The organism is Novosphingobium sp. 550D (assembly GCF_057401885.1).
On sequence record NZ_CM171613.1, the window covers coordinates 3272185 to 3297477 of the forward strand.

General features: G+C 62.2%; 29 protein-coding genes. 16 read left to right on the forward strand and 13 right to left on the reverse strand.

Annotated features, from left to right (window positions below; all coding sequences use genetic code 11):
* Positions 1 to 199: 199 nt before the first annotated feature.
* The 3 genes from aroA to AC2S2E_RS15435 are packed head-to-tail and all read left to right on the forward strand — an operon-like array spanning position 200 to position 2414.
* A complete protein-coding gene (aroA, locus tag AC2S2E_RS15425) occupies positions 200 to 1504 on the forward strand; it encodes a 3-phosphoshikimate 1-carboxyvinyltransferase (RefSeq protein ID WP_486524630.1) in 1305 nt (434 codons plus the stop codon).
* Positions 1501 to 1788, forward strand: coding sequence for a CBU_0592 family membrane protein (locus tag AC2S2E_RS15430; RefSeq protein ID WP_486522985.1), 288 nt, complete (start codon positions 1501 to 1503; stop codon positions 1786 to 1788). The genes aroA and AC2S2E_RS15430 overlap by 4 nt, the downstream gene beginning before the upstream one ends.
* Positions 1785 to 2414, forward strand: a complete 630-nt coding sequence (locus AC2S2E_RS15435; protein WP_486522986.1) for a (d)CMP kinase — start codon at positions 1785 to 1787, stop codon at positions 2412 to 2414. The genes AC2S2E_RS15430 and AC2S2E_RS15435 overlap by 4 nt, the downstream gene beginning before the upstream one ends.
* A 5-nt stretch (positions 2415 to 2419) precedes the next feature.
* On the opposite strand, the gene AC2S2E_RS15440 is transcribed toward AC2S2E_RS15435, so the two are convergent.
* The gene (locus AC2S2E_RS15440) at positions 2420 to 2863 is read right to left on the reverse strand and encodes a hypothetical protein (protein ID WP_476105555.1); all 444 of its coding nucleotides are present in this window, start codon (positions 2861 to 2863) and stop codon (positions 2420 to 2422) included.
* A 389-nt stretch (positions 2864 to 3252) separates the two neighbouring features.
* On the opposite strand from AC2S2E_RS15440, the gene rpsA reads away from it, so the two are divergent.
* From rpsA to gloB, 3 genes are all read left to right on the forward strand, one after another.
* A complete protein-coding gene (gene rpsA / locus AC2S2E_RS15445) occupies positions 3253 to 4956 on the forward strand; it encodes a 30S ribosomal protein S1 (RefSeq protein WP_486522987.1) in 1704 nt (567 codons plus the stop codon).
* A gap of 155 nt (positions 4957 to 5111) precedes the next feature.
* Positions 5112 to 5306 (forward strand): hypothetical protein, encoded by a 195-nt coding sequence (locus tag AC2S2E_RS15450; RefSeq protein WP_486522988.1) that lies wholly within the window; start codon positions 5112 to 5114, stop codon positions 5304 to 5306.
* 28 nt (positions 5307 to 5334) lie between these two features.
* Positions 5335 to 6093 carry a hydroxyacylglutathione hydrolase gene (gene gloB / locus AC2S2E_RS15455; RefSeq protein WP_486524632.1) on the forward strand — a complete coding sequence of 253 codons (759 nt, stop codon included), beginning with the start codon at positions 5335 to 5337 and terminating at the stop codon, positions 6091 to 6093.
* A 10-nt stretch (positions 6094 to 6103) separates the two neighbouring features.
* Here the strand turns inward: gloB and AC2S2E_RS15460 are convergent, their stop codons facing one another.
* The 9 genes from AC2S2E_RS15460 to AC2S2E_RS15500 all read right to left on the reverse strand — a co-directional run bounded on the left by AC2S2E_RS15460 (position 6104) and on the right by AC2S2E_RS15500 (position 13248).
* The gene (locus AC2S2E_RS15460) at positions 6104 to 6292 is read right to left on the reverse strand and encodes a DUF4169 family protein (RefSeq protein ID WP_476105558.1); all 189 of its coding nucleotides are present in this window, start codon (positions 6290 to 6292) and stop codon (positions 6104 to 6106) included.
* An 80-nt stretch (positions 6293 to 6372) separates the two neighbouring features.
* Positions 6373 to 6939: a F0F1 ATP synthase subunit B family protein gene (locus AC2S2E_RS15465; protein ID WP_476105560.1), complete on the reverse strand. Its 567-nt coding sequence runs from the start codon at positions 6937 to 6939 to the stop codon at positions 6373 to 6375.
* Positions 6932 to 7423: a F0F1 ATP synthase subunit B family protein gene (locus tag AC2S2E_RS15470; protein ID WP_476105561.1), complete on the reverse strand. Its 492-nt coding sequence runs from the start codon at positions 7421 to 7423 to the stop codon at positions 6932 to 6934. The genes AC2S2E_RS15465 and AC2S2E_RS15470 overlap by 8 nt, the downstream gene beginning before the upstream one ends.
* Before the next feature lie 154 nt (positions 7424 to 7577).
* The gene (locus AC2S2E_RS15475; protein ID WP_168603674.1) at positions 7578 to 7805 is read right to left on the reverse strand and encodes a F0F1 ATP synthase subunit C; all 228 of its coding nucleotides are present in this window, start codon (positions 7803 to 7805) and stop codon (positions 7578 to 7580) included.
* 62 nt (positions 7806 to 7867) lie between these two features.
* Positions 7868 to 8629, reverse strand: coding sequence for a F0F1 ATP synthase subunit A (locus tag AC2S2E_RS15480; protein WP_476105721.1), 762 nt, complete (start codon positions 8627 to 8629; stop codon positions 7868 to 7870).
* 101 nt (positions 8630 to 8730) lie between these two features.
* Positions 8731 to 9051 (reverse strand): AtpZ/AtpI family protein, encoded by a 321-nt coding sequence (locus AC2S2E_RS15485; protein WP_476105563.1) that lies wholly within the window; start codon positions 9049 to 9051, stop codon positions 8731 to 8733.
* 323 nt (positions 9052 to 9374) lie between these two features.
* Complete coding sequence (locus tag AC2S2E_RS15490; RefSeq protein WP_486522989.1) at positions 9375 to 9770, reverse strand: YdbL family probable chaperone protein; 396 nt, start codon at positions 9768 to 9770, stop codon at positions 9375 to 9377.
* Complete coding sequence (locus AC2S2E_RS15495) at positions 9770 to 10093, reverse strand: YnbE family lipoprotein (protein ID WP_476105566.1); 324 nt, start codon at positions 10091 to 10093, stop codon at positions 9770 to 9772. Before AC2S2E_RS15495 ends, AC2S2E_RS15490 begins: the two co-directional genes overlap by 1 nt.
* A complete protein-coding gene (locus AC2S2E_RS15500) occupies positions 10090 to 13248 on the reverse strand; it encodes an intermembrane phospholipid transport protein YdbH family protein (protein ID WP_486522990.1) in 3159 nt (1052 codons plus the stop codon). The genes AC2S2E_RS15495 and AC2S2E_RS15500 overlap by 4 nt, the downstream gene beginning before the upstream one ends.
* A gap of 155 nt (positions 13249 to 13403) precedes the next feature.
* Here AC2S2E_RS15500 and radC point away from each other — a divergent pair, with 155 nt between their 5' ends.
* The 6 genes from radC to AC2S2E_RS15530 all read left to right on the forward strand — a co-directional run bounded on the left by radC (position 13404) and on the right by AC2S2E_RS15530 (position 17756).
* Complete coding sequence (radC, locus tag AC2S2E_RS15505) at positions 13404 to 14117, forward strand: RadC family protein (protein ID WP_476105723.1); 714 nt, start codon at positions 13404 to 13406, stop codon at positions 14115 to 14117.
* 69 nt (positions 14118 to 14186) lie between these two features.
* On the forward strand, positions 14187 to 15500 hold the full coding sequence (gene purB / locus AC2S2E_RS15510; protein WP_486522991.1) for an adenylosuccinate lyase: 1314 nt from the start codon (positions 14187 to 14189) through the stop codon (positions 15498 to 15500).
* Between the two features lie 90 nt (positions 15501 to 15590).
* Positions 15591 to 15911 carry a lipopolysaccharide assembly protein LapA domain-containing protein gene (locus AC2S2E_RS15515; protein WP_476105570.1) on the forward strand — a complete coding sequence of 107 codons (321 nt, stop codon included), beginning with the start codon at positions 15591 to 15593 and terminating at the stop codon, positions 15909 to 15911.
* A 10-nt stretch (positions 15912 to 15921) separates the two neighbouring features.
* Positions 15922 to 16599, forward strand: a complete 678-nt coding sequence (pyrF, locus tag AC2S2E_RS15520) for an orotidine-5'-phosphate decarboxylase (protein ID WP_486522992.1) — start codon at positions 15922 to 15924, stop codon at positions 16597 to 16599.
* Between the two features lie 4 nt (positions 16600 to 16603).
* Positions 16604 to 17107, forward strand: coding sequence for a GNAT family N-acetyltransferase (locus AC2S2E_RS15525; protein ID WP_486522993.1), 504 nt, complete (start codon positions 16604 to 16606; stop codon positions 17105 to 17107).
* A gap of 4 nt (positions 17108 to 17111) precedes the next feature.
* A complete protein-coding gene (locus tag AC2S2E_RS15530) occupies positions 17112 to 17756 on the forward strand; it encodes a phosphoribosylanthranilate isomerase (protein WP_486522994.1) in 645 nt (214 codons plus the stop codon).
* A gap of 20 nt (positions 17757 to 17776) precedes the next feature.
* Here AC2S2E_RS15530 and AC2S2E_RS15535 read toward each other — a convergent pair whose 3' ends face one another.
* Both AC2S2E_RS15535 and AC2S2E_RS15540 read right to left on the reverse strand, forming a co-directional pair.
* Positions 17777 to 18244, reverse strand: coding sequence for a hypothetical protein (locus tag AC2S2E_RS15535; RefSeq protein WP_486522995.1), 468 nt, complete (start codon positions 18242 to 18244; stop codon positions 17777 to 17779).
* Between the two features lie 206 nt (positions 18245 to 18450).
* Positions 18451 to 18924 carry an outer membrane protein gene (locus AC2S2E_RS15540; protein ID WP_486522996.1) on the reverse strand — a complete coding sequence of 158 codons (474 nt, stop codon included), beginning with the start codon at positions 18922 to 18924 and terminating at the stop codon, positions 18451 to 18453.
* Between the two features lie 324 nt (positions 18925 to 19248).
* Here AC2S2E_RS15540 and trpB point away from each other — a divergent pair, with 324 nt between their 5' ends.
* From trpB to AC2S2E_RS15560, 4 genes are read left to right on the forward strand one after another with little or no spacing between them, the layout of a single operon-like run.
* Positions 19249 to 20481, forward strand: coding sequence for a tryptophan synthase subunit beta (gene trpB / locus AC2S2E_RS15545; protein ID WP_486522997.1), 1233 nt, complete (start codon positions 19249 to 19251; stop codon positions 20479 to 20481).
* Positions 20478 to 21278: a tryptophan synthase subunit alpha gene (gene trpA, locus AC2S2E_RS15550; protein WP_486522998.1), complete on the forward strand. Its 801-nt coding sequence runs from the start codon at positions 20478 to 20480 to the stop codon at positions 21276 to 21278. The genes trpB and trpA overlap by 4 nt, the downstream gene beginning before the upstream one ends.
* The gene (gene accD, locus AC2S2E_RS15555; protein ID WP_486522999.1) at positions 21275 to 22129 is read left to right on the forward strand and encodes an acetyl-CoA carboxylase, carboxyltransferase subunit beta; all 855 of its coding nucleotides are present in this window, start codon (positions 21275 to 21277) and stop codon (positions 22127 to 22129) included. Before trpA ends, accD begins: the two co-directional genes overlap by 4 nt.
* 23 nt (positions 22130 to 22152) lie before the next feature.
* Complete coding sequence (locus AC2S2E_RS15560; RefSeq protein ID WP_486523000.1) at positions 22153 to 23469, forward strand: bifunctional folylpolyglutamate synthase/dihydrofolate synthase; 1317 nt, start codon at positions 22153 to 22155, stop codon at positions 23467 to 23469.
* A gap of 62 nt (positions 23470 to 23531) precedes the next feature.
* Here AC2S2E_RS15560 and AC2S2E_RS15565 read toward each other — a convergent pair whose 3' ends face one another.
* Positions 23532 to 25238: an AmpG family muropeptide MFS transporter gene (locus AC2S2E_RS15565; RefSeq protein ID WP_486523001.1), complete on the reverse strand. Its 1707-nt coding sequence runs from the start codon at positions 25236 to 25238 to the stop codon at positions 23532 to 23534.
* Between the last annotated feature and the right edge of the window lie 55 nt (positions 25239 to 25293).

Consider the following 25293-nt stretch of genomic DNA (forward strand, 5'->3'; position numbering starts at 1 on the left):
TCCATTGCTATGCGTAACTGGCGCGAAGAGCCATTTGACCGGCCCTGCCATGCTCTGGCGCCTTGCCATAGAGCCTTCGCGCTGTCAAAAGCCGCGCGCTTCTGGCGGGTGCCTGCCCGCGACGCAAGCCTTTTTCGCATCTATTGACCAAGGAATCCTGTCTGTGAGCGCCTCTGCCACTCCCCGCCCCCGCCGTTTCATGCCCGCAGGCGCCCTGAACGGCACGATCCGCGTGCCCGGCGACAAGTCGATCAGCCACCGCTCGATCATGCTGGGCGCTTTGGCTCTGGGCGAAACGCGCGTCACCGGCCTGCTGGAGGGTGAAGATGTGATGTCCACCGCCGCCGCGATGCGCGCCATGGGTGCCAAAATCGAAAAGACCGAGGATGGCGAATGGATCATCAATGGCGTGGGCGTTGGCGGGCTGCTGCAACCGGAAACCGCACTCGACATGGGCAATTCGGGGACGTCGACCCGTCTGCTGATGGGCCTTGTCGCGTCGCATGACATCACGGCGACCTTTGTCGGTGACGCCTCGCTGTCCAAACGCCCGATGGGCCGCGTGATCGATCCGCTCTCCACCATGGGCGCCGATTTCACCTCTACCGAAGGCCGCCTGCCGCTGACCATGCGCGGCGCATCGCCCGCCGTGCCGATCACCTATCGCCTGCCGATGGCCTCGGCTCAGGTCAAATCGGCGGTGCTGCTGGCGGGGCTGAATACGCCGGGCATCACCACCGTCATCGAACCCGTCCCCACCCGCGACCATTCCGAACGGATGCTACGCGGATTCGGCGCGAATCTGACCGTTGAGGTTGACGCCGAAGGCACGCGCACGATCCAGATCCACGGCCCCGCCGAATTGAAGGGCCAGACCATCGTGGTCCCCGGCGACCCCTCCTCCGCAGCTTTCTTTATCGTGGCGGCCCTCACCGTTCCGGACAGCGATGTTCTGATCGAAAACGTCGGCCTCAACCCCACCCGCGCCGGGATCGTCACCGTGCTGCGCCAGATGGGCGGGCAAATCGAGGAAGTAAATCCGCGTGAAGTGGGCGGCGAACCTGTGGCCGACCTGCGCGTACGCCATTCCGTTCTGCAAGGCATCGAGGTTGATCCCGACATCGTGCCCAGCATGGTCGATGAATTCCCCGTCCTTTTCGTCGCCGCCGCTCAGGCGCAGGGCCGCACCATCTGCCGCGGCCTCGAAGAATTGCGCGTCAAGGAAAGCGACCGCATCACCGTGATGCGCATCGCCCTCGAACTGGCCGGGGCAAGGGTGCAGGAAACCGAGGACGGTATGATCATCGACGGCACGGGCGGCGCGCCCCTGCCCGGCACATCGGGCGCGCATCATGTCGCAACGCATCTGGACCACCGCATCGCCATGAGCATGGCCATCGCGGGCCTCAACAGCATGAATGGCGTCGCCATCGACGACACCAGCCCGATCGCCACCAGCTTCCCCAATTTCGAAGCTCTGCTGGCCAATCTGGTGGCACGATGAGTCTGGTCTCCGGCATTCCCGCCGATATCGCCAATGCCTGCGGCTTTGCGGGCATGGGCCTTTGCGTATTTGCCTATGCCTATACCACGGCCTTTACCGGCAAGGCGCGTGAGCCGAATCCCTTCATTCAACATGGGGCCAATCTGGCGGGCGCGCTTTTGCTGGTGATCTCGCTGTTGGTCGAAACCAATCCGGCCTCGCTGGCGTTGGAAAGCCTGTGGTCGGCCATTGCCTTTGTCGGTCTGGTCCGCGCCATCATGGCCCGCAAAAAAGGAAACGCATGATTATCGCCGTCGATGGCCCCACCGCTTCGGGCAAGGGCACAATCGCCAAGGCTTTGGCCGCGCATTACGGCCTGCCGCATCTCGACACCGGCCTGCTTTATCGCGCGGTCGGGCGTCAGGTGGCGCTCAATGGCGGCAATCCTGATGATGCCGGCGATGCTTTGGCGGCTTGCAACTTTGCCGACAGCCTGCTGGACGATCCCGAATTGCGGTCCGAGGCCAGCGGCGGCCTTGCCTCACGCGTGTCGGTCCACCCGCCGGTGCGTCAGGCGCTGTACGAACGCCAACGCGCCTTTGCCACACAGGCGGGCGGCGCGGTTCTGGACGGGCGCGACATCGGCACCGTCATCGCGCCCGAGGCGCAGGCCAAATTGTTCGTCATCGCCAGCGTTGCCGCCCGCGCCCAGCGCCGCCATGCCGAAATGGTATCGCAAGGCCGCGACGTGGCGCTTTCCGAAATCGAGGCCGATCTGGCGGCCCGCGACGAACGTGATCGCAATCGCAGCGCGGCGCCTTTGCGCGCGGCGGACGATGCGATCACGCTCGACACATCCGACCTTGGGCGCGAGGCGGCGATTGCCGCCGCCATCGCGCTGGTCGAACAAATGCGGTGCCCTAACGATTGATGGCCTTAGTGGCGGAATTGGGCCTGCGTGACTTCAGCTTCCTTCGCCACGGTCTTCTTTTTGGCATGTGACTTGGCGTGGTGGCGCGCCTTGCTCTTGACCTCCAGCTTGTGCAGGCGGGCCTTCAGGATGGCGACCTGAGCGCGCGCCGCACGGGCGTCCGCCGCCGCGGCCGCCGCCAAGGCATTGGCAGAATTGGCCGAATTGCCCGCGTTCTGTGCCGCGATATTGGCCGCGTCCGCCGAACCTTGTGCCCGGCCCGATGCGGCCAGAGCATTGTCCGCCGTCCCCTGCGCGCGGGCCGCCGCGCCATTGCCGGCCTGCGCCGAAACATAGGCCTCATCGGCCCGCGCCTGCGCCCGCTTGACCGAACCCTTCGTCGCGCAACCCGACAGCGCCAGCGACGCCACAACCAGACTTGCCCCCATCAGACCCAAAGATTTACGCATGGGTTCACCTCCTTCAAATGACTTCCATCCATTGGAATTTTGCTCAAACCAACGGCTGCCTTTGCGGAAAATGAACGATCCGTACAGCCAAGATGGCCTGCCCCAATCGCAAGACGAACCGTTTTGACGATAGGGACCGTTACGCCGCGGTACATAGGGCCGCCCAACAGCCGCATTTTCCTTGCCTTTAGCCCCCATTTGGACTAGGCGCCGCCGGTCTGCCTGTGGCTTGCCATGGGTGGGTGCTGTGGATGGCATCCGGCCTCCATGGCGGTTCGGCCCTTTTTGGCCCGGCGTTCGCATGGTGCGGCGGCGGAGGAAAGACCGGCGGACGGAGAGAAGCTCCCAACCGCCTGGCCGGAAGAACGTTAGATTTGAAGGACTCTTTTATGAGCACCCCGACCCGCGACGATTTCGCGGCTCTCCTTGACGAATCGCTCGGCGGCGCCGGCGGCGGCGGCTTTGAAGGCCGCGTGGTCAAGGGCACCATCACCGCCATCGAAAACGACAAGGCCGTCATCGACGTAGGCCTCAAGAGCGAAGGCCGCGTTCCGCTGCGCGAATTCGCCATGGCCGGTCAGCCCCACGGCCTGAAGGTCGGCGACGAAGTCGAAGTGTTTGTCGACCGCGTCGAAAACGCCGATGGCGAAGCCATGCTCTCGCGTGACCGCGCTCGTCGCGAAGCCGCTTGGGACAAGCTTGAAAACGAATTTGGCGAAGGCAAGCGCGTTGAAGGCGTCATCTTCGGCCGCGTCAAGGGTGGCTTCACCGTCGACCTCGACGGCGCCGTGGCCTTCCTGCCCGGTTCGCAGGTCGACATCCGCCCCGTGCGCGACGTCACCCCGCTGCTCGACGTTCCCCAGCCGTTCCAGATCCTCAAGATGGACCGTCGCCGTGGCAACATCGTCGTGTCGCGCCGCGCCGTTCTGGAAGAAACCCGCGCCGAACAGCGCAGCGGCCTGATCCAGAACCTGTCGGAAGGCCAGATCATCGACGGCGTCGTCAAGAACATCACCGATTACGGTGCGTTCGTTGACCTGGGCGGCATCGACGGCCTGCTGCACGTCACCGACATGAGCTACAAGCGCGTGAACCACCCGAGCGAAGTGATCGCCATCGGCGACACCGTCCGCGTGCAGATCGTCCGCATCAACCAGGACACGCAGCGCATTTCGCTGGGCATGAAGCAGCTGGAATCGGATCCGTGGGATGGCGTTGCCGCCAAGTACCCGGTTGGCGCCAAGCTGCGCGGCACCGTCACGAACATCACCGAATATGGTGCGTTCGTCGAACTGGAAGCCGGCATCGAAGGTCTGGTCCACGTTTCGGAAATGTCGTGGACCAAGAAGAACGTCCACCCCGGCAAGATCGTTTCGACCTCGCAGGAAGTCGACGTGCTGGTTCTGGAAGTCGATTCGGACAAGCGCCGCATCTCGCTCGGCCTCAAGCAGGCTCAGCAGAACCCCTGGGAAGCTTTCGCCGAACGTCACCCCGTTGGTTCGACCGTCGAAGGCGAAGTCAAGAACGCGACCGAATTCGGTCTGTTCATCGGTCTGGACGGCGAAGTCGATGGCATGGTCCACATGTCGGACATCGCCTGGGGCATCTCGGGCGAAGACGCGCTGGCGCTGCACCGCAAGGGTGAAAGCGTCAAGGCGATCGTTCTGGACGTGGACATCGAAAAGGAACGCATCAGCCTGGGCATCAAGCAGCTCGAAAAGGGCGCCCCGGCCGCTGGCGGCGTTTCGACCGCTGCTGGTTCGAACCTGAAGCGCAACGAAGTTGTCACCGTGACCGTGCTCGAAGTGCGTGACGGCGGCCTCGAAGTGCAGGCTGGCGACGATGGCGCCACCGGCTTCATCAAGCGTTCGGATCTGGGTCGCGACCGCGACGAACAGCGCCCCGACCGCTTCCAGGTTGGTCAGAAGATCGACGCCATGGTCACCGGTTTCGACCGTTCGAAGAAGCCCAGCTTCTCGATCAAGGCGCGTCAGCTGCACGAAGAAAAGGAAGCCGTCGAACAGTACGGTTCGTCGGATGCCGGCGCTTCGCTGGGCGACATCCTGGGCGCCGCTCTGAAGGCCAAGCAGTAAGCTTGATCCTTCGGGCTTAGCCTGAAAACAAAGACCCGCTCGGAGCGATCCGGGCGGGTTTTTTGTGTCTTTTACGGCAGGCGGAATCAATTTGGCGGCATCTGGAATTGCGCTGGGTCGGACCAGAAAACTCGTGAAGGCGATTTTCAGAACCCGTGGTCGAGCGGTTGCTTGCTCTTGAATGGTGGAATTGCCCGATGCTGGATGCTCCACAAGGACTCGACTTTTCCGATGTGGAAACCTCGGTCGACACCATCAAAGACCTCATCTGCCATGGGAAACTGGGCCAACATATGCCACATCACATGGTCAGAACGATCTATGGGCTGGGAAACATCAATTTCCCCTGACCCTCATGCCATGGAAATTGAAACCGTCATGCCACTGGAAATCCACCAATTCCCCTGTCTTTCGGACAATTACGGGTTTCTGATCCATGATCCCGAATCGGGCGAAACCGCCTGTATCGACACGCCCGATGCCGATGAATATCTGCGTCAGGCCGAAGCCAAAGGCTGGCGGATAACCCAGATCTGGAACACCCATTGGCATGCGGATCACGCGGGCGGCAATATGGCCATCAAGGCTGCGACCGGATGCATCATTACCGCGCCGGTGGGCGATGCCGCAAAAATCGAGGGGGTGGATCGGACCGTTGATCACGGCGACACGGTTTGGCTGGGGGCTTGGAAAGCGCAGGTGATCAATGTGGGCGGCCATACGATGGGCCACGTTGCCTATCACCTGCCCGCCGCGTCCATTGCCTTTGTTGGGGACGCGCTGTTCGCATTGGGGTGTGGGCGCATGTTTGAAGGGACGGCGCCGCAATTCTGGGCCAGTCTGGAGCGTTTGAAGGCTCTGCCGGGCCAAACGACCATCTACTGCGCCCATGAGTATGCGGCCAGCAATGCCCGTTTCGCATTGTACGCCGATCCGGACAATGACACCTTGGCGGCCTATGTCGATGAAATCACCCGCAAGCGGGCGCATGAGGAACCGACCGTCCCCTTCCCCCTCGATCGCGAATTGGCGACAAATCCGTTCCTGCGCGCCGACGACGCGGCCATTCAGGCTCGGTGGGGAGCGGACGCTGTGACCGCCTTTGCGGCGTTGAGAGAGGCCAAAAACAGCTTTTGAGCCCTATCTGTCACGGCTCGATGCTGCTGTCGCGCTTAACGCCTTCGAGATGGCGCTCTACGCGCTGCTTCTCCGCCTTGGCCGCCATTTTGGTCGCCTTGGTCTGCCCATGCAGCGTACGGTTGGCGTGTGCCTGTTTTTCAGCCTCGCTGCGCGCCTTCGCCTTGCGGGCCAAACGCAAGTTTATAATCTCTGCCATGCGCACCTCTTAGCCATTCCCGGCTCCAAACGCAAAAAGCCCCGCCGAAGCGGGGCTTTCCACCAGATCTGATGATCGGATCAGAGACCGGCAATCGCCGCGTCGACCTGAACCTTGTCAGCATCCACGCCATAACGACCAGCGATCAGACCGCGAGCCGCAGCAGCAGCGGCCGCCGCCGTCTTGGCCTGAAGCTCGGCAACCGCCGCGCGTTCAGCCGCTTCGATCTTGTCACCAGCGATCTTTTCGCGGCGCGCAATCACTGCGGTCGTATCAGCTTCAGCCTTGGCGATGATCGCTTGGGCTTCATGCTTGGCATGCTCGACCAGTTGCGCGGCTTCCTTTTCGGCGCCGGCAATACGGGCGGCATATTCCGCACGCAACTTGTCCGCTTCGGCACGCAACGCCTTGGCTTCGTCAAGCTGCTTACGGATTTCGGCAATGCTGCCGTCCAGCCCCTTGGTAAGCACCGAGGGAACCTTGAGCACAAGAGCCACGAGGATCAGCACCGCCATCGAAGCGGCAACGATCTGCGGCGCCGTGGCAAAGCCCAGCATCAGCGGTTCGGCAGCTTCATGACCGCCATGTTCGCCTGCCGCTTCAGCAGCGCCAGCAGCCAGAATGGCCAGAGTAGCAAGATCAGCCATGGAGGACCTCCTTCACGGCGGCGCGGGCGGCATCGCCTTCCACGCTCAGGCCGGCAAGGCGGGCGACAATGTCGCTGGCCGCTTCGCTGGCAACGGTTTCGATTTCGGCCAGTGCTTCGGCGCGGGCCGTGGCAAGACGCGCATCGGCTTCGGCCAGACGGCCATCCACCACAGAGGCGGCCTGAGCCAGACGAACTTCGCTCGCCTTGGTGGCATCAGCCTTGGCCTTGGCGATCAACGCCTGTGCTTCGGCGCGCTGCTTGTTGCTGGTTGCAGCCCAATTGGCTTCATCAGCTTCGGCGGCGCGGCGCGCGGCTTCGGCAGCGGCCAGATCATCAGCGATCTGCTTGTCGCGATTTGCCACCGTCGCCTGAACCTTGGGCACAAAGCCGCGGCCAATGACGAAGAAAACAAATCCGAAGAAGATCAGCGCCCAGAAGATCTGGGACGCATAGGTTGCGGATAGCTGCGCAATCTGAGGCATCACTTAGGTTCCGGTCGCTGTGCGTCGGGCCGGATGGACCTGACGGTGTCACCGCAAGGCCGCGATATTATCCCAAAGGAAAAAACCGGGCCAGGAAATTCAAATGGCGATCCCGACCGGGGCGTTTGCCCCGGCCAGGTTCACCAACATTCGTTCAGGCAACGAAGATCAGGATCATCGCCACGACGAACGAGAGCAGACCCAGAAGTTCAGCAGCCGCGAAGCCGATGAACAGACGGCCCTGCTGACCATCAGCGGCGCCGGGGTTGCGAAGAGCGGATTCGAGGAACGAACCGAACACGTTACCCACGCCCAGGGCAGCCACACCGGCGCCGATAGCGGCCAGACCAGCACCGATCAGCTTTGCGCTTGCAGGTTCCATTTCCATAACTCCTTTTGAACGAATTTCGTTGGTTGAAAGGCTTTGAAGTACGTCTTGAAAACTTAGTGCAGGTTTTCAGCGTCGTTGAGATACAGCGAGGTCAACAGCGCGAAAACATAAGCCTGAATGCCGGCAACCAGCACTTCCAGAGCGCAGATGGCGATCATCAGCGCAAAGCTGGGGATGCCGACAACAGTGCCCCACAGGGCGCCCGAATTAACCGAGCTGATCACGAAGCTGGAAAGCACTTCGAGCAGAACGTGGCCGGCCATCATCGCCACGAACAAACGCAGGGCGAGAGAGAAAGGACGCACGAGGAACGAGATCAGTTCGATCACCGGGATCAGCCACAGCAGCCACGCAGGCGTGCCATGCGGCACGAACAGGCTGAAAAAGTGCAGGCCATGGCGGGCAAAGCCCACGATCAGCACGATCGAGAAGGACAGGATCGCCAGAACGCCGGTCACCGTAAAGTGGCTGGTCGAGGTGAAGGGATGAACGCCCTTGATCAGGCCCAGCGGCAGCAGGCCCAGCACGTTCGAGAAAAGAATGAAGCTGAACAGCGAGAAGATGTAAGGCACATACTTCTTGCCCTTGGGGCCAACATTGGCGGCCAGCAGGTTGTCAATAAAGCCAACCAGACCTTCTACCATCACCTGCCAACGGCCGGGAACAGTCTGACCCTTGGCGCCGCCCGCGACAAACGCGAGAAGCACGACAAAAGTAATCAGCATCCACAGCGCCGAATTGGTGAAAGCAATGTTGTGCCCGGCAATGGTCCACTGATCGGTGCCAAAAAGCGGCTCGATCATGAACTGGTGCATCGGATCGACTTTGCCCTGTTCGGCCACGCTTTATGCCCCCTTGCCTATGCATCATTAGCGGTCTTTGATAACCCCTTCTTTGGGGCGACCCTGTTCAAGGATCATTCAGACCGCCGGGTGGAAATCCGGATAATGTTCCTGAAAGCGGCGAAGGTGCCAAGCCCCATCACCACCAACAGACCCCAATGGCCGCGTCCGATCAACTGGTCTATGGTCCAGCCAATAAACGCGCCGCCACCGATCCCCGCGATAAGCTCAGCCAGAACGCGGTTGCCCAGACGATAGCTGTCGTCCGATTGAGCCCCCTTGTTCGGCGTTTTACGCATATCCTCGCGCTCCCGAACGGCTTTAAGGCGTTCATCGAGTGCTGCAAGGCGCGCATCCTCACCGCGTTGATCCTGTGCCTTCGGCTCGTCGTTCAAAACTCTCTCCCGCCTCATTTGTCCTTGGACCGGACTGTGGGGCTAAAAAGAGCCATGTGCAACGGCTGTCCGCTCAGGGCGCCTGCCCCTTAGGCGGGGGGTTAGCCCAAGTCAACCGGTCGCTAGGTAGTAGTAAGGTAGCATAAAGCCGTTCGGGCCATTTTCAGGCGGGTACGTATGCGCAGAAAATGTGGGAACCGACGAAGATCGCGCAATTGTCGGACATCTAAACGCCCATCCGCGAATCACTTCTTGCCATTCGCCCAAACAAAAGCCGCGCGAGGTTGCCCCCGCGCGGCCACATCTTGAACTGTTCTTGCCGTTCAGGCCGGACAGCGGCTGTCGCGCACCGGAGCGCCCGCCCCGCGCACCTGCCAACTGCCATCAGGGGTCTGATATTTCTCCCCCGGCTGGGTCGACAAAACCAGCTTGCAGCCCGTGGTAAAGGCATATTCCTCCACCGTGGCATGCTGGGCCTGCGCCCGCTCGGCATAGACCGCCTTGCGCTTGATGTTGATGTCATCGACCAGCCGCTTGAGATCGGGCGTCGAGGCGCCGACAATCCCCAGATAGCCGGTGGGCATTTCCCCCACCTGTCCGGCCGAACGCGCGGCGGCATAGGCCGGATCGCGCGCCTGCGCCAAAGCATGGCCCGCCATGAACGGCACCAGCAGCACAGCGGCCAACAGGGGCGAAACAGAAGCTTTTACGCGCGACATCAGAAGATATCCTTATTGCTATCAATCGTTTTGCCCGCATCGGCGGCCAGACGATAGATGACTTCCTGTTTGATGTTGATGTTCAGCTCGATCACGATCGGCTTGTCGGGCGCGCTGACGGTAATACACCCCGACAAAGCGGCCATCATGCCAAGCGATAGGGCTGCCACCCCCAGCCGGGCGGGTCGTTTGCGCCAATCCACTCGCAAGGCTGGCAACAGACGTCCGCCCGGCCCCTTCGCCCTGCCCTGTTGAAATTCCCGCTGGTCCATACGGGAATGTTTGGCCACGGCGGGGCGGCGGGTCAATCTAATACGCTTCATGGACGATGCTCGCTGACTGAAGGCTGAATGGTTGCGGTTTTTGTGGGCTGAGGCCGATTGGGCATCACGCGCATATTGGGCAGGCTGAGGCCCTTGTCACGCGGATCGCCGATATAGTTCGAATCGTAAAGCGAACGCAGCGAACCGATCATCTGATAGAAAGGTGCGCGGATGTTCACATTGAATTGCAAAGGCAATTTGGCCACCTGTCGGGTAAGGAAGTTCTTCGAAGCCCCCTTGCCCTGGCTCAACCCCTTCATCGAAACGCGTGTGACGACCTCACCGGCCAGATCGCCGTCCAGACCGATTCGCATTTCCTTGAATTGCACGTCACGCAACGTGCGAAAGGCCAGATTGGCCATCGGCGTCAGATCCCGATAGCTCAATTCGCCCACATAGGAGACCGAACCGCCACCCGGGCGCGAAATCAGCTCGCCACCCGACACGCGCCCGCCGTTCTGGTCGAAAACCAAGGGGATGCGACCGTCGAACAGACCCGTCGCGGCCAAATTCGACACTTCCATATGCGTGATCAGCTTGGCGGCATTCACACCCGACAGCTTCAATTCGAATCGGCGCACCGCCGCCCCGCCCAATTGCAGCTTCGTGGGCAGCATCTCCATCTCGCCATCAAGGAAGGGCCAGCGGGCATCCTCAATTTCCAGAAGATAGCCCGGATGCATGGTAAAGCGCATCTTGCCATCAGTGGCCTCGATGCCCGGATTGATGGACCCGATGCGCAAGGATTGATGCGGTGCCGTCACAAGGCCCAGCAGATCGGTGAACTCCACCGTCCCGGCGACACCCTTTACCGGACCGGCCATGCCCGCAAAATCAAAGCTCTGCGTGGTGATCCTACCGCGACTGCTCACCTTGCCATCGGCCCATTCGATGCGGCCCGTGCCGTCGAATCGTCCTGCGGCATTGGCGATAGTACCCTGCGCCAGAACGCTCAACCGATCGGGTTGCAGGGCATTGTCAAAGGTCAGCCCGTCCAGCGTCAGATCGGCATGGCCCTTCACGCCCGCCAAATCATGCGTAATGGCAACCTGTACGATCTGTCGATCGCTCTTGGGTTCGCGCAGCAAAGCATCCGCGCGAATCACGCCATTGACCATGCTCAGGCTGGCCCCGCGCGCGGAAAGAGGGGCGAAGCGCTCCTGCTTCTCCACATCGGCCACCTGCATCGCCACATCGCTGAGCGCCAGCGTGCCTTCGCCATAGCGCCAATGGCCCGCACCATCGCGAATCAACAAAGGCACCGCGGCCAGATTACCGGTCAGCCCCTTGAACTCACCCGAAAAACCCGCCCCCATCAACGCCGTGACCGAGGCCAGTTTGAGGACGGAAGCCTCACCCGGCTTGCCCAATTGGACCGCGACCTGACCCACGCTCAACGCCGAATCGCGCCCGTTGCCCGCACGCAATTCCAAAGGTCCACTGTTCACCTTCAAAGGCGAATCGCCCATCCGGCCGTTCAGGTCCAGACCTGCCAGCCGGATCCCGGCCCGCCATCCCCCCTTGTCCACGGCCAGCAGCGGCCCGCCAAGCGGACAGGCCGACAGTTTGCTCGCGCTCAGGCTCAAGCCATTGGCCTCAAGCCCGGCAAAGGAAACCGGCATGCAACCCGTCCACAGACGCGCGCCACCCCTGCCCGCCACACCTTCCAACGGCAGGCGCAGCGCGGCAACCTTCACGCCCTGGGCCAAAGCGCCCGACGCCACAGCCTCACCACGCCAGCGGACTTGTCCGCCCTTGGTCGAAATCTCCACCTTGGGCAGGGTCAGCGATGCGCCCTGATTACCGCGATATTCGGCCATGCTCAGGCGAATCGGCCCGCCATTCTTGGGAATTTCCGCCAGAAAGCGCGGCAGCCCCGGCGCAGCCCCGCGCAAGGATCCGGTAAAGCGCGGCACATCGCCCTTTTCCCGCACCAGCGTCAGCCGGTCACCATCCAGCAAGGGCATACCCGACGCCCCCACCAGCCGCATCAAAGGCGCAACAAGGCTGAAACGCCCTTCGCTGGCGTGCAAATTGAAACGGCCTTCGAGACGGCTGCGCGGGGTTTCCTTGTGCAGGCTTTGTTCGATCCGCGCCAGCAAAGGCTCGGCCAGAGTGCCCGCCACCCCGCGCCTTGCATTGACCAAGGCAGCATAGGCGGCCTTATCCGGCGTGACGCCATGACCCGACACGTTGCCTTCGCCATCCAAACGACTCAACGTCATTGGAGCGCGGAAACGGCCCTCTACACTCACATCCTTGGCCGTCACACCGCCAGCGGCAATGTCATGGGCGGTGATATCGCCAATCGCACTGATCGCCGAATCGCGCATGGCCAATCGCAGCGGCCCGGTAATCGCCCCAAGCCGCGTACCCGGCATGGTCAGCGCCCCGGTCTTGAGAGCCAGTTCGACATCTCCGCCGTCCAGCATCGGGGCGATCTTGGCCTTCACCCCAATCTGGGAAGCGGCCAGTTTCACTCCAGCGCAAGTCGTCGGCAACAGATGCGTCATGCCATTAATGATGGGCGCCCCGCCCGTCACGCCCAACCGCCCGATCAGACGGACACCGCCATCACAGCCGCCCGCCCGCAAATGCGGCGCCGACACGGCCAGCGGCCCGTCAAAACCCCCGGCCAGACTGCCCTGCCCCGACAGGGTGGCGCCAATACCCCCCGCCGGTGTAGAGATCGCCATCACCCCGCCCGCAATCCGCAGATCGATATCGGGCAAGCCCGTGAACGGCTGTCCTCCGCCCTGCATCAATTTGTCGATGGCGCCAAAGCTGATCCGCCCATCGCGCATGGCGGCAAAGACGCGCGGCGATGTGACATCGATCCGCGTAATCCCCGGCGTAAATCCGGCAAGCCCCGCCCATACCTCGACCCGCGGGATCACCGCATCGGGGTGTTTGGGATCGCCCACCACCACATCGGCCAAAACCGCATGGCGCGTATCCAGATCAACGATCCGGTATGAGGCCGCCAGATCCAGCCGCCTTAGTTCACGGCCCAGAATCGCATCGGCAATTTCCAGCCTTTCGGCCCAGCCAAGGCCCAGCGCCAAGGCCACCAGCCCCGCCCCCGCAAGGGCAAGTTGCCGACCGCGCCCACGCGCGCTCTGCTCTTGTTCACCATCAGGAGGCACATCATCCATCGTGGAGGACTCTTGCGCGAGGGGGCCGAGAAAGGCAATGCTTATACGCAATTGCCGCGATGGGCCGGGGGACAAGTGTGACCAAAGATAGTGACAAGGGCCACAAAAACCGTCTTCGGGAAGCAGCCGTTGTGGGATTGTTCGATAATCAGGACATGCGCATCGCCCATCGCGAGGCGGAAAATCTCGACCGGGCAGCCCATGATGCAACCGGCCACCGCGCCCGTTTGCGCAAAAGGTTGCTGGATGGCGGCGAAGGGGCGCTGGCCGATCATGAGATCATCGAATATCTGCTGACCACGGCCATCCCGCGCCGCGATACCAAACCGCTGGCGCGCAGCCTGCTGGCCCGGTTCGGGTCTTTGGCCGGGGTGTTCAATGCCGATTCGGCCGCTTTGGTGCAACACCCCGGCATGGGCGAAACCAGCGCCGCCGCGATCCGCATCGTGGCTCTGGCCGCAAGGCGCTTTGCCCGCCATCAGGTGAGCGAGCAGCCCGTGCTCAATTCCTGGCAATTGCTGATTTCCTATCTGACCATCGATATGGCCCATTTGAATGTTGAGCGGGTCCGCGCGCTCTATCTGGACACCAAATTTCGCCTGATCCGCGACGAACATCTGGGCGATGGCAGTCTTGATGAAGCATCGATCCACCCGCGCGAAGTGATCCGCAAGGCGCTGGATCTGGGCGCGGCATCGATGATTCTGGTCCACAATCACCCTTCGGGTTCGCCCGAACCCAGCAAGGCCGATATTCAGATCACACAGAAGATTGCCGATGCGGGACATCATCTGGGCATTGCGGTGCATGATCATGTCGTCATCGGGCGCGAAGGCCATGTTTCGCTGCGCCAGCGGGGGCTGTTATAACGCAAAACTTGCCTTTGCGCGCATCAGGCCCTAGCGGCGGCCCCAAGAGAATCTGCGCCGGAGACACATATGGTACCCCGTTACGCCCGCCCCGCGATGACCGCGATCTGGGAACCCGAAGCCCGTTACAAGATCTGGTTCGAGATCGAAGCCCATGCCACGCAAAAGCTGGGCGAGTTGGGCGTTGTGCCCGCAAGCGGCCCCAAGGCGCTGTGGGACTGGTGGGCGACCAACCCCAAGATCGACGTGGCCGCCATTGACGCCAAGGAAGCCGTCCTCAAGCATGACGTGATCGCCTTCCTCGACTGGGTTGCCGAACAGGTCGGACCCGAAGCGCGCTTCATGCATCAGGGCATGACCTCCTCGGACGTGCTGGACACCACCCTTTCGGTGCAGTTGGCCAAGGCCGCCGACATCCTGATCGAGGATATTGACGCGCTGCTGGCCGCGATCAAGCGCCGCGCGTTTGAACACAAGTACACGCCCACCATCGGGCGCAGCCACGGCATCCACGCCGAACCGACCACCTTCGGCAAGAAACTGGCGGAGGCCTATGCCGAATTCACCCGCAACCGTGCGCGCCTTGTGGCGGCACGTGAAGACATCGCCACCTGCGCGATCTCGGGCGCGGTGGGCACTTTCGCCAACATCGACCCCAGCGTCGAAGTCTATGTGGCCGAGCAGATGGGCCTGTCGGTGGAACCCGTTTCGACGCAGGTCATCCCGCGCGACCGCCATGCAATGTTCTTTGCAACGCTGGGCGTCATCGCCTCGTCGATCGAACGCCTCGCCGTGGAAATCCGCCACCTTCAGCGCACCGAAGTTCTGGAAGCGGAAGAATATTTCTCGCCCGGCCAGAAGGGTTCGAGCGCAATGCCGCACAAGCGCAACCCGGTGCTGACCGAAAACCTGACGGGTCTGGCCCGCGTGGTGCGTTCGGCTGTCACCCCCGCGCTGGAAAACGTGGCGCTCTGGCATGAGCGCGACATTTCGCACTCCTCGGTCGAACGTTACATCGGCCCGGATGCGACGATCACGCTCGACTTTGCCCTCGCCCGCCTGACCGGCGTGGTGGACAAGCTGGTGATCTATCCCGAACGCATGCAGAAGAACCTCGACCGCATGGGCGGTCTGGTCCATTCGCAGCGCGTGCTGCTGGCCCTGACGCAGGCGGGTCTGGAGCGCGACGCCTCGTACCGTCTGGTTCAGCGCAATGCGATGAAGGTGTGGGAATCGGACGGACAGCTTTCGCTGCTCGAACTGCTGAAAGCCGATCCCGAAGTCGCCGCGGCCCTGACGCCGCAGCAGCTCGAGGACAAGTTCAACCTCGACTATCACTTTAAGGCCGTCGACACGATCTTTGATCGCGTGTTCGGCGCCTGAACTGGTGATGGGGCGCCGTGATTGGCGCCCCTTTTCATCCGCATCATTACGGCCTAGCATGAACGTTCATGAATGGCCGCGCAGGAGGGGATGACCTTGCAGATCTTACGGACGGCGCTCTGGGTTCTGGTCGCTGCGCTGATCTCGTCCTTTGTGGCGATCAACTGGCAAAAGACCTCGATCAATCTGTGGCCGCTGGATAATGGCTATCTGCATGTCGATTGGCCGGTGGGGCTGATCGCCATGGCCGCTTTTGTGGCGGGTATGGTGCCGGTGTGGCTGGTGGCCAAGGCAAAGATCTGGCGTCTGAGGCGCCGCATTGCCGGCCTTGAAAACACGCTGCGCGCCGCAACCCCCACACCGCCAATCGCCACCGCTACCCAACTTGACGCCGCAGCCGACAAGAATTGAGACGCAAAAGATGAACCACAATCCGATCTATGTCGCCCTCGACCTGCCCCGCCTTGATGCCGCCGAAGCGCTGGCACGGCGGATCAAGGACCACGTGGGCGGGATCAAGCTGGGGCTGGAATTCTTCTGCGCCCACGGCCATCACGGCGTGCATGAACTGGCCAAGGTGGGGTTGCCGATCTTTCTCGACCTGAAATTGCACGATATTCCCAATACGGTGGCGGGTGCGATGCAGGCGATCCATGTGCTGCAACCGGCCATCGTGACGATCCATGCTTCGGGCGGGCGGGCGATGATGGAAGACGCCAAGGCCGCTGCGGGCGAACACACCAAGGTGGTGGCCGTGACCGTGCTGACCAGCCTGGATGATGATGATATGTCCGCCATCGGTTACGCCAACCGCGCCAGCGATCAGGCACTGCGCCTTGCCGAACTGGCACACAGCGCGGGCGTCGACGGCATCGTGTGTTCGGGCCATGAAGTCGGCGATATCCGCCGTCAGTGGAAGGATGGCTATTTCGTCGTCCCCGGCCTGCGCCCCGCCGATGGCGTTCTGGGCGATCAAAAGCGCGCCGTGACGCCGCGCGCCGCGCGCGATGCCGGGGCCAGCGTTCTGGTCATCGGCCGCCCGATCACGCGGGCCGAAGACCCGGTGGCCGCCGCCCGCGCCATCGAAGCGACTCTTTGATCCCATGACCGACATTCGGGTTGCATCGGTGCAGGATCTGCCTGCGCTCCACGCTCTGGTTGAACGCGCCTATCGCGGCGATTCGGCGCGGGGCGGTTGGACGCATGAGGCTGATCTGCTTGATGACAACCGGACGTCGGTGGCGGAATTGGAAAGGGTTCTGGCCGATCCATCCAACCGCCTGCTGATTGCCCAACGTGGTGATGCCTTCATCGGCACGGTGACGATCACTCGGCGCAATGATGATGTCGCCTATCTGGGCATGCTCTGCGTCGATCCCGCGCTTCAGGCCGGCGGATTGGGGCGCATGTTGATTGCCCAAGCCGAAGAACGTGCCCGTCAGGATTTCGGCGTCAAACGCATGGAAATGACCGTGGTCGCCCCGCGCACCGAACTGATCGCCTATTATGAAAGGCGCGGCTATGCCCAGACCGGCGAAATTCGCCCCTTTCCCGTGCCGGAATTCGACCATCTGACCATGGTGGTTCTGGAAAAGGCGCTGGGCTGATCACATGGCGCGTATCGGCATCAAGATCTGCGGCATTTCCGACCGGATCAATCTGGACGCGGCCATTGCCGCCGGGGCGGACCATATCGGGTTGGTGTTCTTTGCCAAAAGCCCGCGCAATGTCGGGATCGAACAGGCCGCGGCGCTGGCCGAACATGCCGCAGGGCGCGCCAGAATTGTCGGCCTGTTTGTCGATCCAGAGGCCGATTTTCTCAACCGCCTGCGCCAGACGGTCCGGCTGGACATGATCCAGTTGCATGGCAAGGAAACCCCGGCGCAAAGCCTGCACATTCAGGCGGCGCACGGCCTGCCCGTGTGGAAGGCGATTGGTGTGCGCAAGACCGCCGATCTGGATGCGGCGCGCGCTTATCAGGGGCTGGCCCGCATCCTATATGACGCCAAGCCGCCCGAGGGGGCCGACCTTCCCGGCGGTACGGGCCTGCGCATCGATTGGTCGTTGATGGCGGGTTATCGCCATGCCTTGCCATGGATTTTGGCGGGCGGATTGGACCCGCGCAATGTCGGCGAGGCCATTGGCGCAACGGGCGCGGATTTCGTTGACGTATCTTCGGGCGTCGAAAGCGCGCCGGGCGTCAAGGATGCGGCGAAAATTGCCGCCTTTTGCGACGCGGTGCGGGCGGCGGGTTAAACCCACCGCCCATTCGGGCATCAGAATTTGACGCCAAAACCGACGGTCACTGCGTCACCCGGACGCCATGCGTCCTCGTTCATGTAATGGCGATATTCGAGCTTGCCATAAACCGGGCCAAGGCCTTGCTGATACCCCGCGCCGATCGAGGTCGCATTCGGCCCCGCGCCATAATGATAACCGGCCACGCCATAAAGCGCGCCCAATGACAGCACCTTGACCCCGATTCGGCCCGATGTTGCCCAGCGCGTGCTGTTACCACCGGCGGAACGATCAACCGATTCTTCGACCCCGGCAAAGACGCCATTGCCCAGCGCGCCCAGCGACGTGTCATAACCAACGGCCGCGCCATAGGTGCCGCGCACCGAACTGCTGCCCTGCCAACTGACGCCGGCGCGGCCTTCGACCCAGATTTCACCCGCTTGCGCCGCAGTGGAGGTCAGCGCGGCGGCCGCAGCAGCGGCCAAAGTCAATGTCAGACGACGCATGGAATAGTTCCCCATTTTCCCAAATTTGAGCCGAACTCTGCCATCGCGCCTGATTTGTCTATACGGGATCAATAAAAATGCGACGATATGACAAATAAATCAGATCGTTATGATCAAAATGCCGCGCTCCATAACCGACAAACGAAAACGGGCGGCCTGCATCATGCAAGCCGCCCGCTCTCGAGGCTGAAATTATTCAGACCTTATCAGAAGCGCATACCCACGCCGACCAGAGCAGCATTGCTGTCCTTGGCATTGTCTTCGTTGAAGGTATGGCGATATTCAACCTTGGTGAAATACTGCTTGCCAAGGCTGTGCTCGATACCGGCGCCGATATGCGCGCCGTTCGGGCCCTTGCCATAGGTGTAACCGGCCAGACCATAGACCTTGTCATTCGGGGTGGCGCGGACACCAAGGCGGGCGGTGGTGCTGAAGCGAGCCTTGTCCTGGCTGGTCAGAACCTTGTCGACCGATTCTTCGAGGCCGACGAAGGTGTTGCCGCCAGTGGCAATGTCATAACCCAGCGTGGCACCCACGGTGCCCTGCACAGATTGACCATCGTTCCAGCCCGCGCCGGTGTGAACGTCAAAACGGGACCCCATGCCATTGGTTTCGCCCTGAGCCATGGCAGGCGCGGCAACAGCCAGCGACGCGGCGAGCGAGAAAAGAACCAGACGCATAATTGTTACTCCGTTTGTTATCCCTGGGCGCCGACGACATCCGTCACTGTGGCGATCATCGTTGATCGGCGCCTGCCGCCCATCTGGGCCTGGTCGCCTGACGCATAGGTGAATGGGAAAGTCAGGCAAATGTCAGATTTCGTTCATAAAACTATGTCACTATGCGATTTTGGCGCAGAAAACCGGCATTGAGGCATGAACGCGCCGTATTTGTCGCAAGATGTAACAATCTCGGTTCACGGTATTTTGGGCGGGCCTGCGCACCAATTGCCCTTTTGGCGGGACTGGACTTGGCGCGCATGCCGTGGCAGGCGGATTCCCACTATGAACACCGCCACCATTCCGAATTCGCCCCTGCCCAATTCATTGCGCACGCAACCCGATGAACGTGGCCATTTTGGCCAATTCGGGGGGCGCTATGTGGCAGAAACCCTCATGCCGCTGATCCTCGATCTGGAGCGCGAATATAAGGCCGCCAAGGCCGACCCCGCGTTCAAGGCCGAATTTGACGATCTGATGGCGCATTTTGTGGGCCGTCCCAGCCCGCTCTATTTCGCGCCGCGCATGACGGAGCACTTCGGGGGCGCACAGATCTGGTTCAAGCGCGAGGAATTGAACCACACCGGCGCGCACAAGATCAACAATTGCATCGGCCAGATCCTGTTGGCCATCCGCATGGGCAAGACCAAGATTATCGCCGAAACCGGCGCGGGCCAGCATGGTGTGGCGACCGCGACGGTCTGCGCGCGCTTTGGCCTGCCCTGCACGATCTTCATGGGCGCGACGGACGTTGCCCGCCAACAACCCAACGTTTTCCGCATGAAACTGCTGGGCGCAGAAGTGGTGCCCGTCACCAGCGGCGCGGCCACGCTGAAGGATGCGATGAACGAGGCGCTGCGCCACTGGGTCGCGCATGTGCATGACACGTTTTATATCATCGGCACCGCCGCTGGTCCGCACCCCTATCCCGAACTGGTCCGCGATTTTCAGAGCGTGATCGGCACCGAGGCGCGCGCGCAATTGCTGGAACGCACCGGGCGCCTGCCCGACATGCTGATCGCGGCGGTGGGCGGCGGTTCGAACGCCATCGGCCTGTTCCACCCCTTCCTTGACGACACCGACGTTCAGATGATCGGCGTCGAGGCGGGCGGTCACGGGCTGGACAAGGAACATGCCGCATCGCTGACCGGCGGCAAGCCCGGCATCCTGCATGGCAACAAGACCTATCTGCTGCAGGACGAGGACGGCCAGATCACCGAGGCCCACTCGATTTCGGCGGGTCTGGACTATCCCGGCATCGGGCCGGAACATAGCTGGCTGCATGATATTGGCCGGGTGAAATATCTGCCCGTAACCGACGATCAGGCGATGGAAGCGTTCCAGCTCTGCTGTCAGCTGGAAGGGATCATCCCCGCGCTCGAATCGGCCCATGCCCTTGCCGCGCTGCCCGAAGTGGCGCCCAAGATGGGCAAGGATCAGATCATCATCGTCAATGTCTCTGGCCGCGGCGACAAGGACATTTTCACCGTTGCCGACAAGCTGGGAGTCAAGCTGTGAGCGCCCGCCTCTCCGCCGCCTTCGCTAAAGGCCGCCCCGCTCTCGTCACCTTCATCACCGGGGGCGACCCCACGCCGGACGCCACGCCCGCCATCCTTGACGCGCTGGTCGCGGGCGGCGCGGATGTGATCGAATTGGGCATGCCCTTTACCGATCCTATGGCCGATGGTCCCGCGATTCAGGCCGCCAATCTGCGCAGCCTTGCCGCCGGGACCAAGACGGCGGACGTTTTCCGCATCGCCAGGGATTTCCGCGCCCGCCATCCCGAAACGCCGCTGGTGCTGATGGGTTATGCCAATCCGATGATTGCGCGCGGGGCCGAATGGTTTGCCGCGCAATGCGCCGAGGCGGGCGTTGACGGCATCATCTGTGTCGACATCCCGTCCGAGGAAGATCCCGAAATCGGCCCGGCCTTGCGCGCACATGGCATCAGCTTCATCCGCCTTGCAACGCCCACGACCGATCCTGCGCGTCTTCCCGCCGTGGTCGAAGGTTCGTCGGGCTTTATCTATTACGTCTCGGTTGCAGGCGTGACCGGCAAGCAGCAGGCCGCCGTGGATTCGATCAAGGAAGCCATGGAACGTATCAAGGCGGGCACCGACCTGCCCATCGCGGTTGGTTTTGGTGTGCGCACGCCCGAACAAGCCGCCGCCTTTGCCCAACATGCCGAAGGCGTTGTCGTCGGCTCGGCGCTGGTCGAATTAGTGGCCCAGCATGGCGCGAATGCCGCAGGGCCGGTGCGCGAATTGACCGCCGCCTTGGCAGACGCGGTTCATAACGCTAAGGCGCTGGCATGAGCTGGCTTAACAAAGTACGCAATTCGCTTTCCTCGCTGACCGCGAAGAAGGACGACACGCCCGACAACCTGTGGATCAAGTGCAAGAACTGCAACGAGATGCTGTTCGCTCAGGAATATGAGGCGAATCTCTCGGTCTGCCCGCGTTGCGATCATCATGGCCGTATCGGCACCGACGCGCGTTTCGCGCATCTGCTCGATCCCGGCTTCACCGTGTTGCCCACGCCCAAGGTCAAGGACGACCCGCTGAAATTCCGCGATACGAAAAAGTATCCCGACCGCATGAAGGCCGCCCGCGCCGCCAATCCGCATCCCGATGCCCTGACCAACGCCCTTGGCAAGATTGAGGGCAACAAGGTGGTGCTGGGGGTTCAGGACTTCCATTTCATGGGCGGCTCGATGGGCATGGCCGTGGGCGCAGCCTTCGTGGCGGGCGCACAGCGCGCGCTCAAGGAAAAGTGCGCCTATGTGATCTGCACCGCTGCCGGTGGCGCGCGTATGCAGGAAGGCATCCTCTCGCTGATGCAGATGCCCAAGACCACGGTCGCGGTGCGTCGCCTCAATGCGGCGGGCCTGCCCTATATCGTCGTGCTGACCGACCCGACGACGGGCGGCGTGACGGCATCCTATGCGATGCTGGGCGACGTGCAGATTGCCGAACCGGGCTGTCTGATCGGCTTTGCCGGTCAACGCGTCATTCAGGACACGATCCGCGAAAAGCTGCCCGAAGGGTTCCAGCGCGCGGAGTATCTGCATGATCACGGCATGGTCGACATGGTTGTCCACCGCCATGCCCTGCGCGAAAAACTGGCGCAGGTGCTCTCCTATCTTACGGCTGCCAAGGCGGCCTGAAACGCGACGAATGGGGTGATCCGGTGAAGGATTTTGCCATCTCGGACCACCCCGGCGTGGCCGCGCAATTGGCCCGCCTTGAACAGCTTTCTGTGCCGCAGGGTCGGCTGGGGCTGGAGATTATCGAAGGATTGCTGGCGCGTCTGGGGAATCCCGAAAGGCGCCTGCCCCCCGTGTTCCACGTCGCTGGCACCAATGGCAAGGGCAGCACCTGCACCTACGTCCGTATGATGCTGGAGGCACAGGGACTGACCGTGCATTCGGCCACCAAGCCGCATCTGGTGCGCTATAATGAGCGGATCAGGCTGGCAGGCAAATTGATCGAGGACGACCTGCTGGCCTCGCTTCTGGCCGAGGTGCTGGACGCCAATGATGCGGGCGAAGATCTGGGGCCGAGCTTTTTCGAAGTCACCACCGCCGCGATCTTTCTCGCCTTTTCGCGCATCCCCGCCGACGCCTGTGTGATCGAGGTCGGGCTTGGTGGGCGGCTGGACGCGACCAATGTCATCCCCAACCCCGCCGTCACCGGCATTGCCACGCTGGGCATCGACCACGAAGGCTTTTTGCTGCGCCCCGAAGAAGGCGCGCCGGAAATGCCGCTGCCCCGCATTGCGTGGGAAAAAGGCGGGATCGTGCGCCCAGGCACACCTATGGTGACGCTGGATTATCCCGCCGTCGCCGAGGAACAGATCGCCGCGCTGACCACACAGGCAGGTGCGCCATGGGTCCGGCGCGGGCGCGAATGGTCGGCAGAAATCGGCGCAACGATTGAATATCGCGATGCGGCGGGCGCGCTTTCACTGCCCCTGCCCCGACTCGCTGGGCGGCATCAGGCCGAAAATGCGGCGCTGGCCGTCGCGTTGATCCGGCATCAGGACGCCGTCACGGTCAGCCCCGAAGCCATGGCAGCCGGTATCCTTGCCGCCCGCTGGCCCGCGCGATTGCAAAGGCTTGGTGATGGCCCGCTGACGGCTCTGGCCGGGGGCCGCGCGGTATGGCTGGACGGTGGGCATAATCCCGATGCGGGCCTTGCCATCGCCCGCCATTTTGCCGACGCGCCGAAATTCCACCTGATTACGGGCATGTTGGCCAACAAAGACCCCAGCGCCATCATCGCGCCGCTGGCGGGCAAATTGCTCTCGCTCAGCGTCGTTCCCGCGCCCGGCCATGATGCCCACCGGCCCGAGGATTTCGCACCCTTTACCGCGCTTCCTGCTCAACCGTTCGAAGATGTGGAGCGGGCATTGCGGGCGTTGTCGGCGGAGGGTGATGTGTTGATTGCCGGGTCGCTCTATTTGGCTGGCGACGTGTTGCGGCGAAATCTGGAATTTCCGGATTAAGGTTAGAAAAATGCCTCCGGCGGGCAAAGGGCCTTGTCCCTTTGCCCGCCGGAGGCAAACTCTTACCCCTTAACCGTCTTCGCTTCAGCCCGGCTGACCCGCACCCATTCCATCAGCACAAAGGACACGCTGACCACGCCCGCCAGAGCGGTGGCGCGGAAGACCGGGCCATAACCATAGGTGTCAAAAGCCTCGCCCGCGACGCCGCGGCCCAACGTGCCGACAAGAAACGTCAGCGAGGAGAGCAGCGCGTATTGGATGGCGGTATAGCGCTTGGAAACGACACTGGAAACATAGGCAACGAAGGCCGTACCAGCCAGACCCGTGGCGATGTTTTCATAGACGATGGCCAGCAACAGGCGCAGCATCCGCGCGTCCGCCCCCAGCGCCGCGCCAAGGCGGTCCAGCCCGATGGCCCCGGCAAAGGCGTCAATGACATGCCCGCCATCGGCAAGGTCGGCATAGAGCAGATTGCCCAGCGGCGGCAGCATCGCGCCCAGCAGGACGGTGGGAAAGCGCCCAATCCGCAGGAACAGATAACCGCCCAGAGAAATCCCGAACATCGTCATGATAATGCCGAAGATTTTGGAGGCAAAGGCCACCTGATCCTTGGTATAATGCAGATAGTCCAGATAGAAGGGGAAGGCGAAGCTGGACCAGATATTATAACAGAACGCATAGGTCAGGATGAAACCAAGGACGACCAGCACGCCCGCCTTCAACCGTCCCGCCAATTCGGCCAGAGGCGTGACCAGCGCCGCATAGATATGGTTGGCAATCGTGCGCGACGGCCCATGGGCATGGTCCTCTTGCGCAAGAACGCCCAGCGCGCGGGCTTTGAGATGGTTGGCGACGCTGGCCACGATCAGGGGCACGAAGACCGTTGCGGCAACAATCCACGGCCCCTGCGTTTTCGTAAATTCGGCGACCGACGGCAATTTGCCACCCGGAGCCACCGGCGCCAGCATCGTGACCATAAAATGGGCGATCGTGGCAATGGCCCAGATCCAGCTGGCCAAAACAATGAACAGCAACAGCGCGCGGGTACCCGGCGCCAATTCGCCCGGTTGCCCCAGATCGACATGAAGGCGTGCGGTAATCGTCCGCTCTGTATCAGGCGCACGCAGCGTGACCAGCGCCATCAACCCCATCAATCCCGCCATCGCCCCGAAAACCTGCGGCCAAGACACACGCGCCGCCAGCATCAGCGCCAGCGCCCCGCCCACGATGGAGGCCGTGCGATAGCCGAACTGATAAAGCGCGGTCAGCAGCTCAAGGCTGGTGTTCTCATCGGCGTTTTCGATGCGCCAAGCGTCAAGGGCGATGTCCTGTGTCGCGCTGGCAAAGGCGGCGACAAAGGCGATGATGGCAAAGGTGCCGATAGCCGTGGTGGGATCGGTCACGGCCAATCCGGCAATCGCGATGGCCAACACCACCTGACACAGCAAAATCCAGCTGCGCCGGCGGCCCAGCGTTTCAAGAACCGGCAGCTTTACCCGGTCGACCAACGGCGCCCAGAGGAATTTGAACGAATAGGACAGGCCGATCCACGACAGGACGCCGATGGTCGCCAGCTTGATCCCCACCTCGCCCAGCCAGGCGTTCAAAGTGCCGATCAGCAACGCAAAAGGCAGGCCCGAGGAAAAGCCAAAGCCCAGCATGCACCCGGCCTTGCGCGTGGAAAGCGCGACGCGAAGCAGCGCCAGCCCCTTGGGCCGCGGCGGTTTTTCAGCAGCGGCAGAGGGAGTATTCGGGGCGCTGCTGGCCATGGCAAATGCATCCTGAAAAGGCGGAAAATGAAGCGCGCAGATTAGGCGGTTTGGT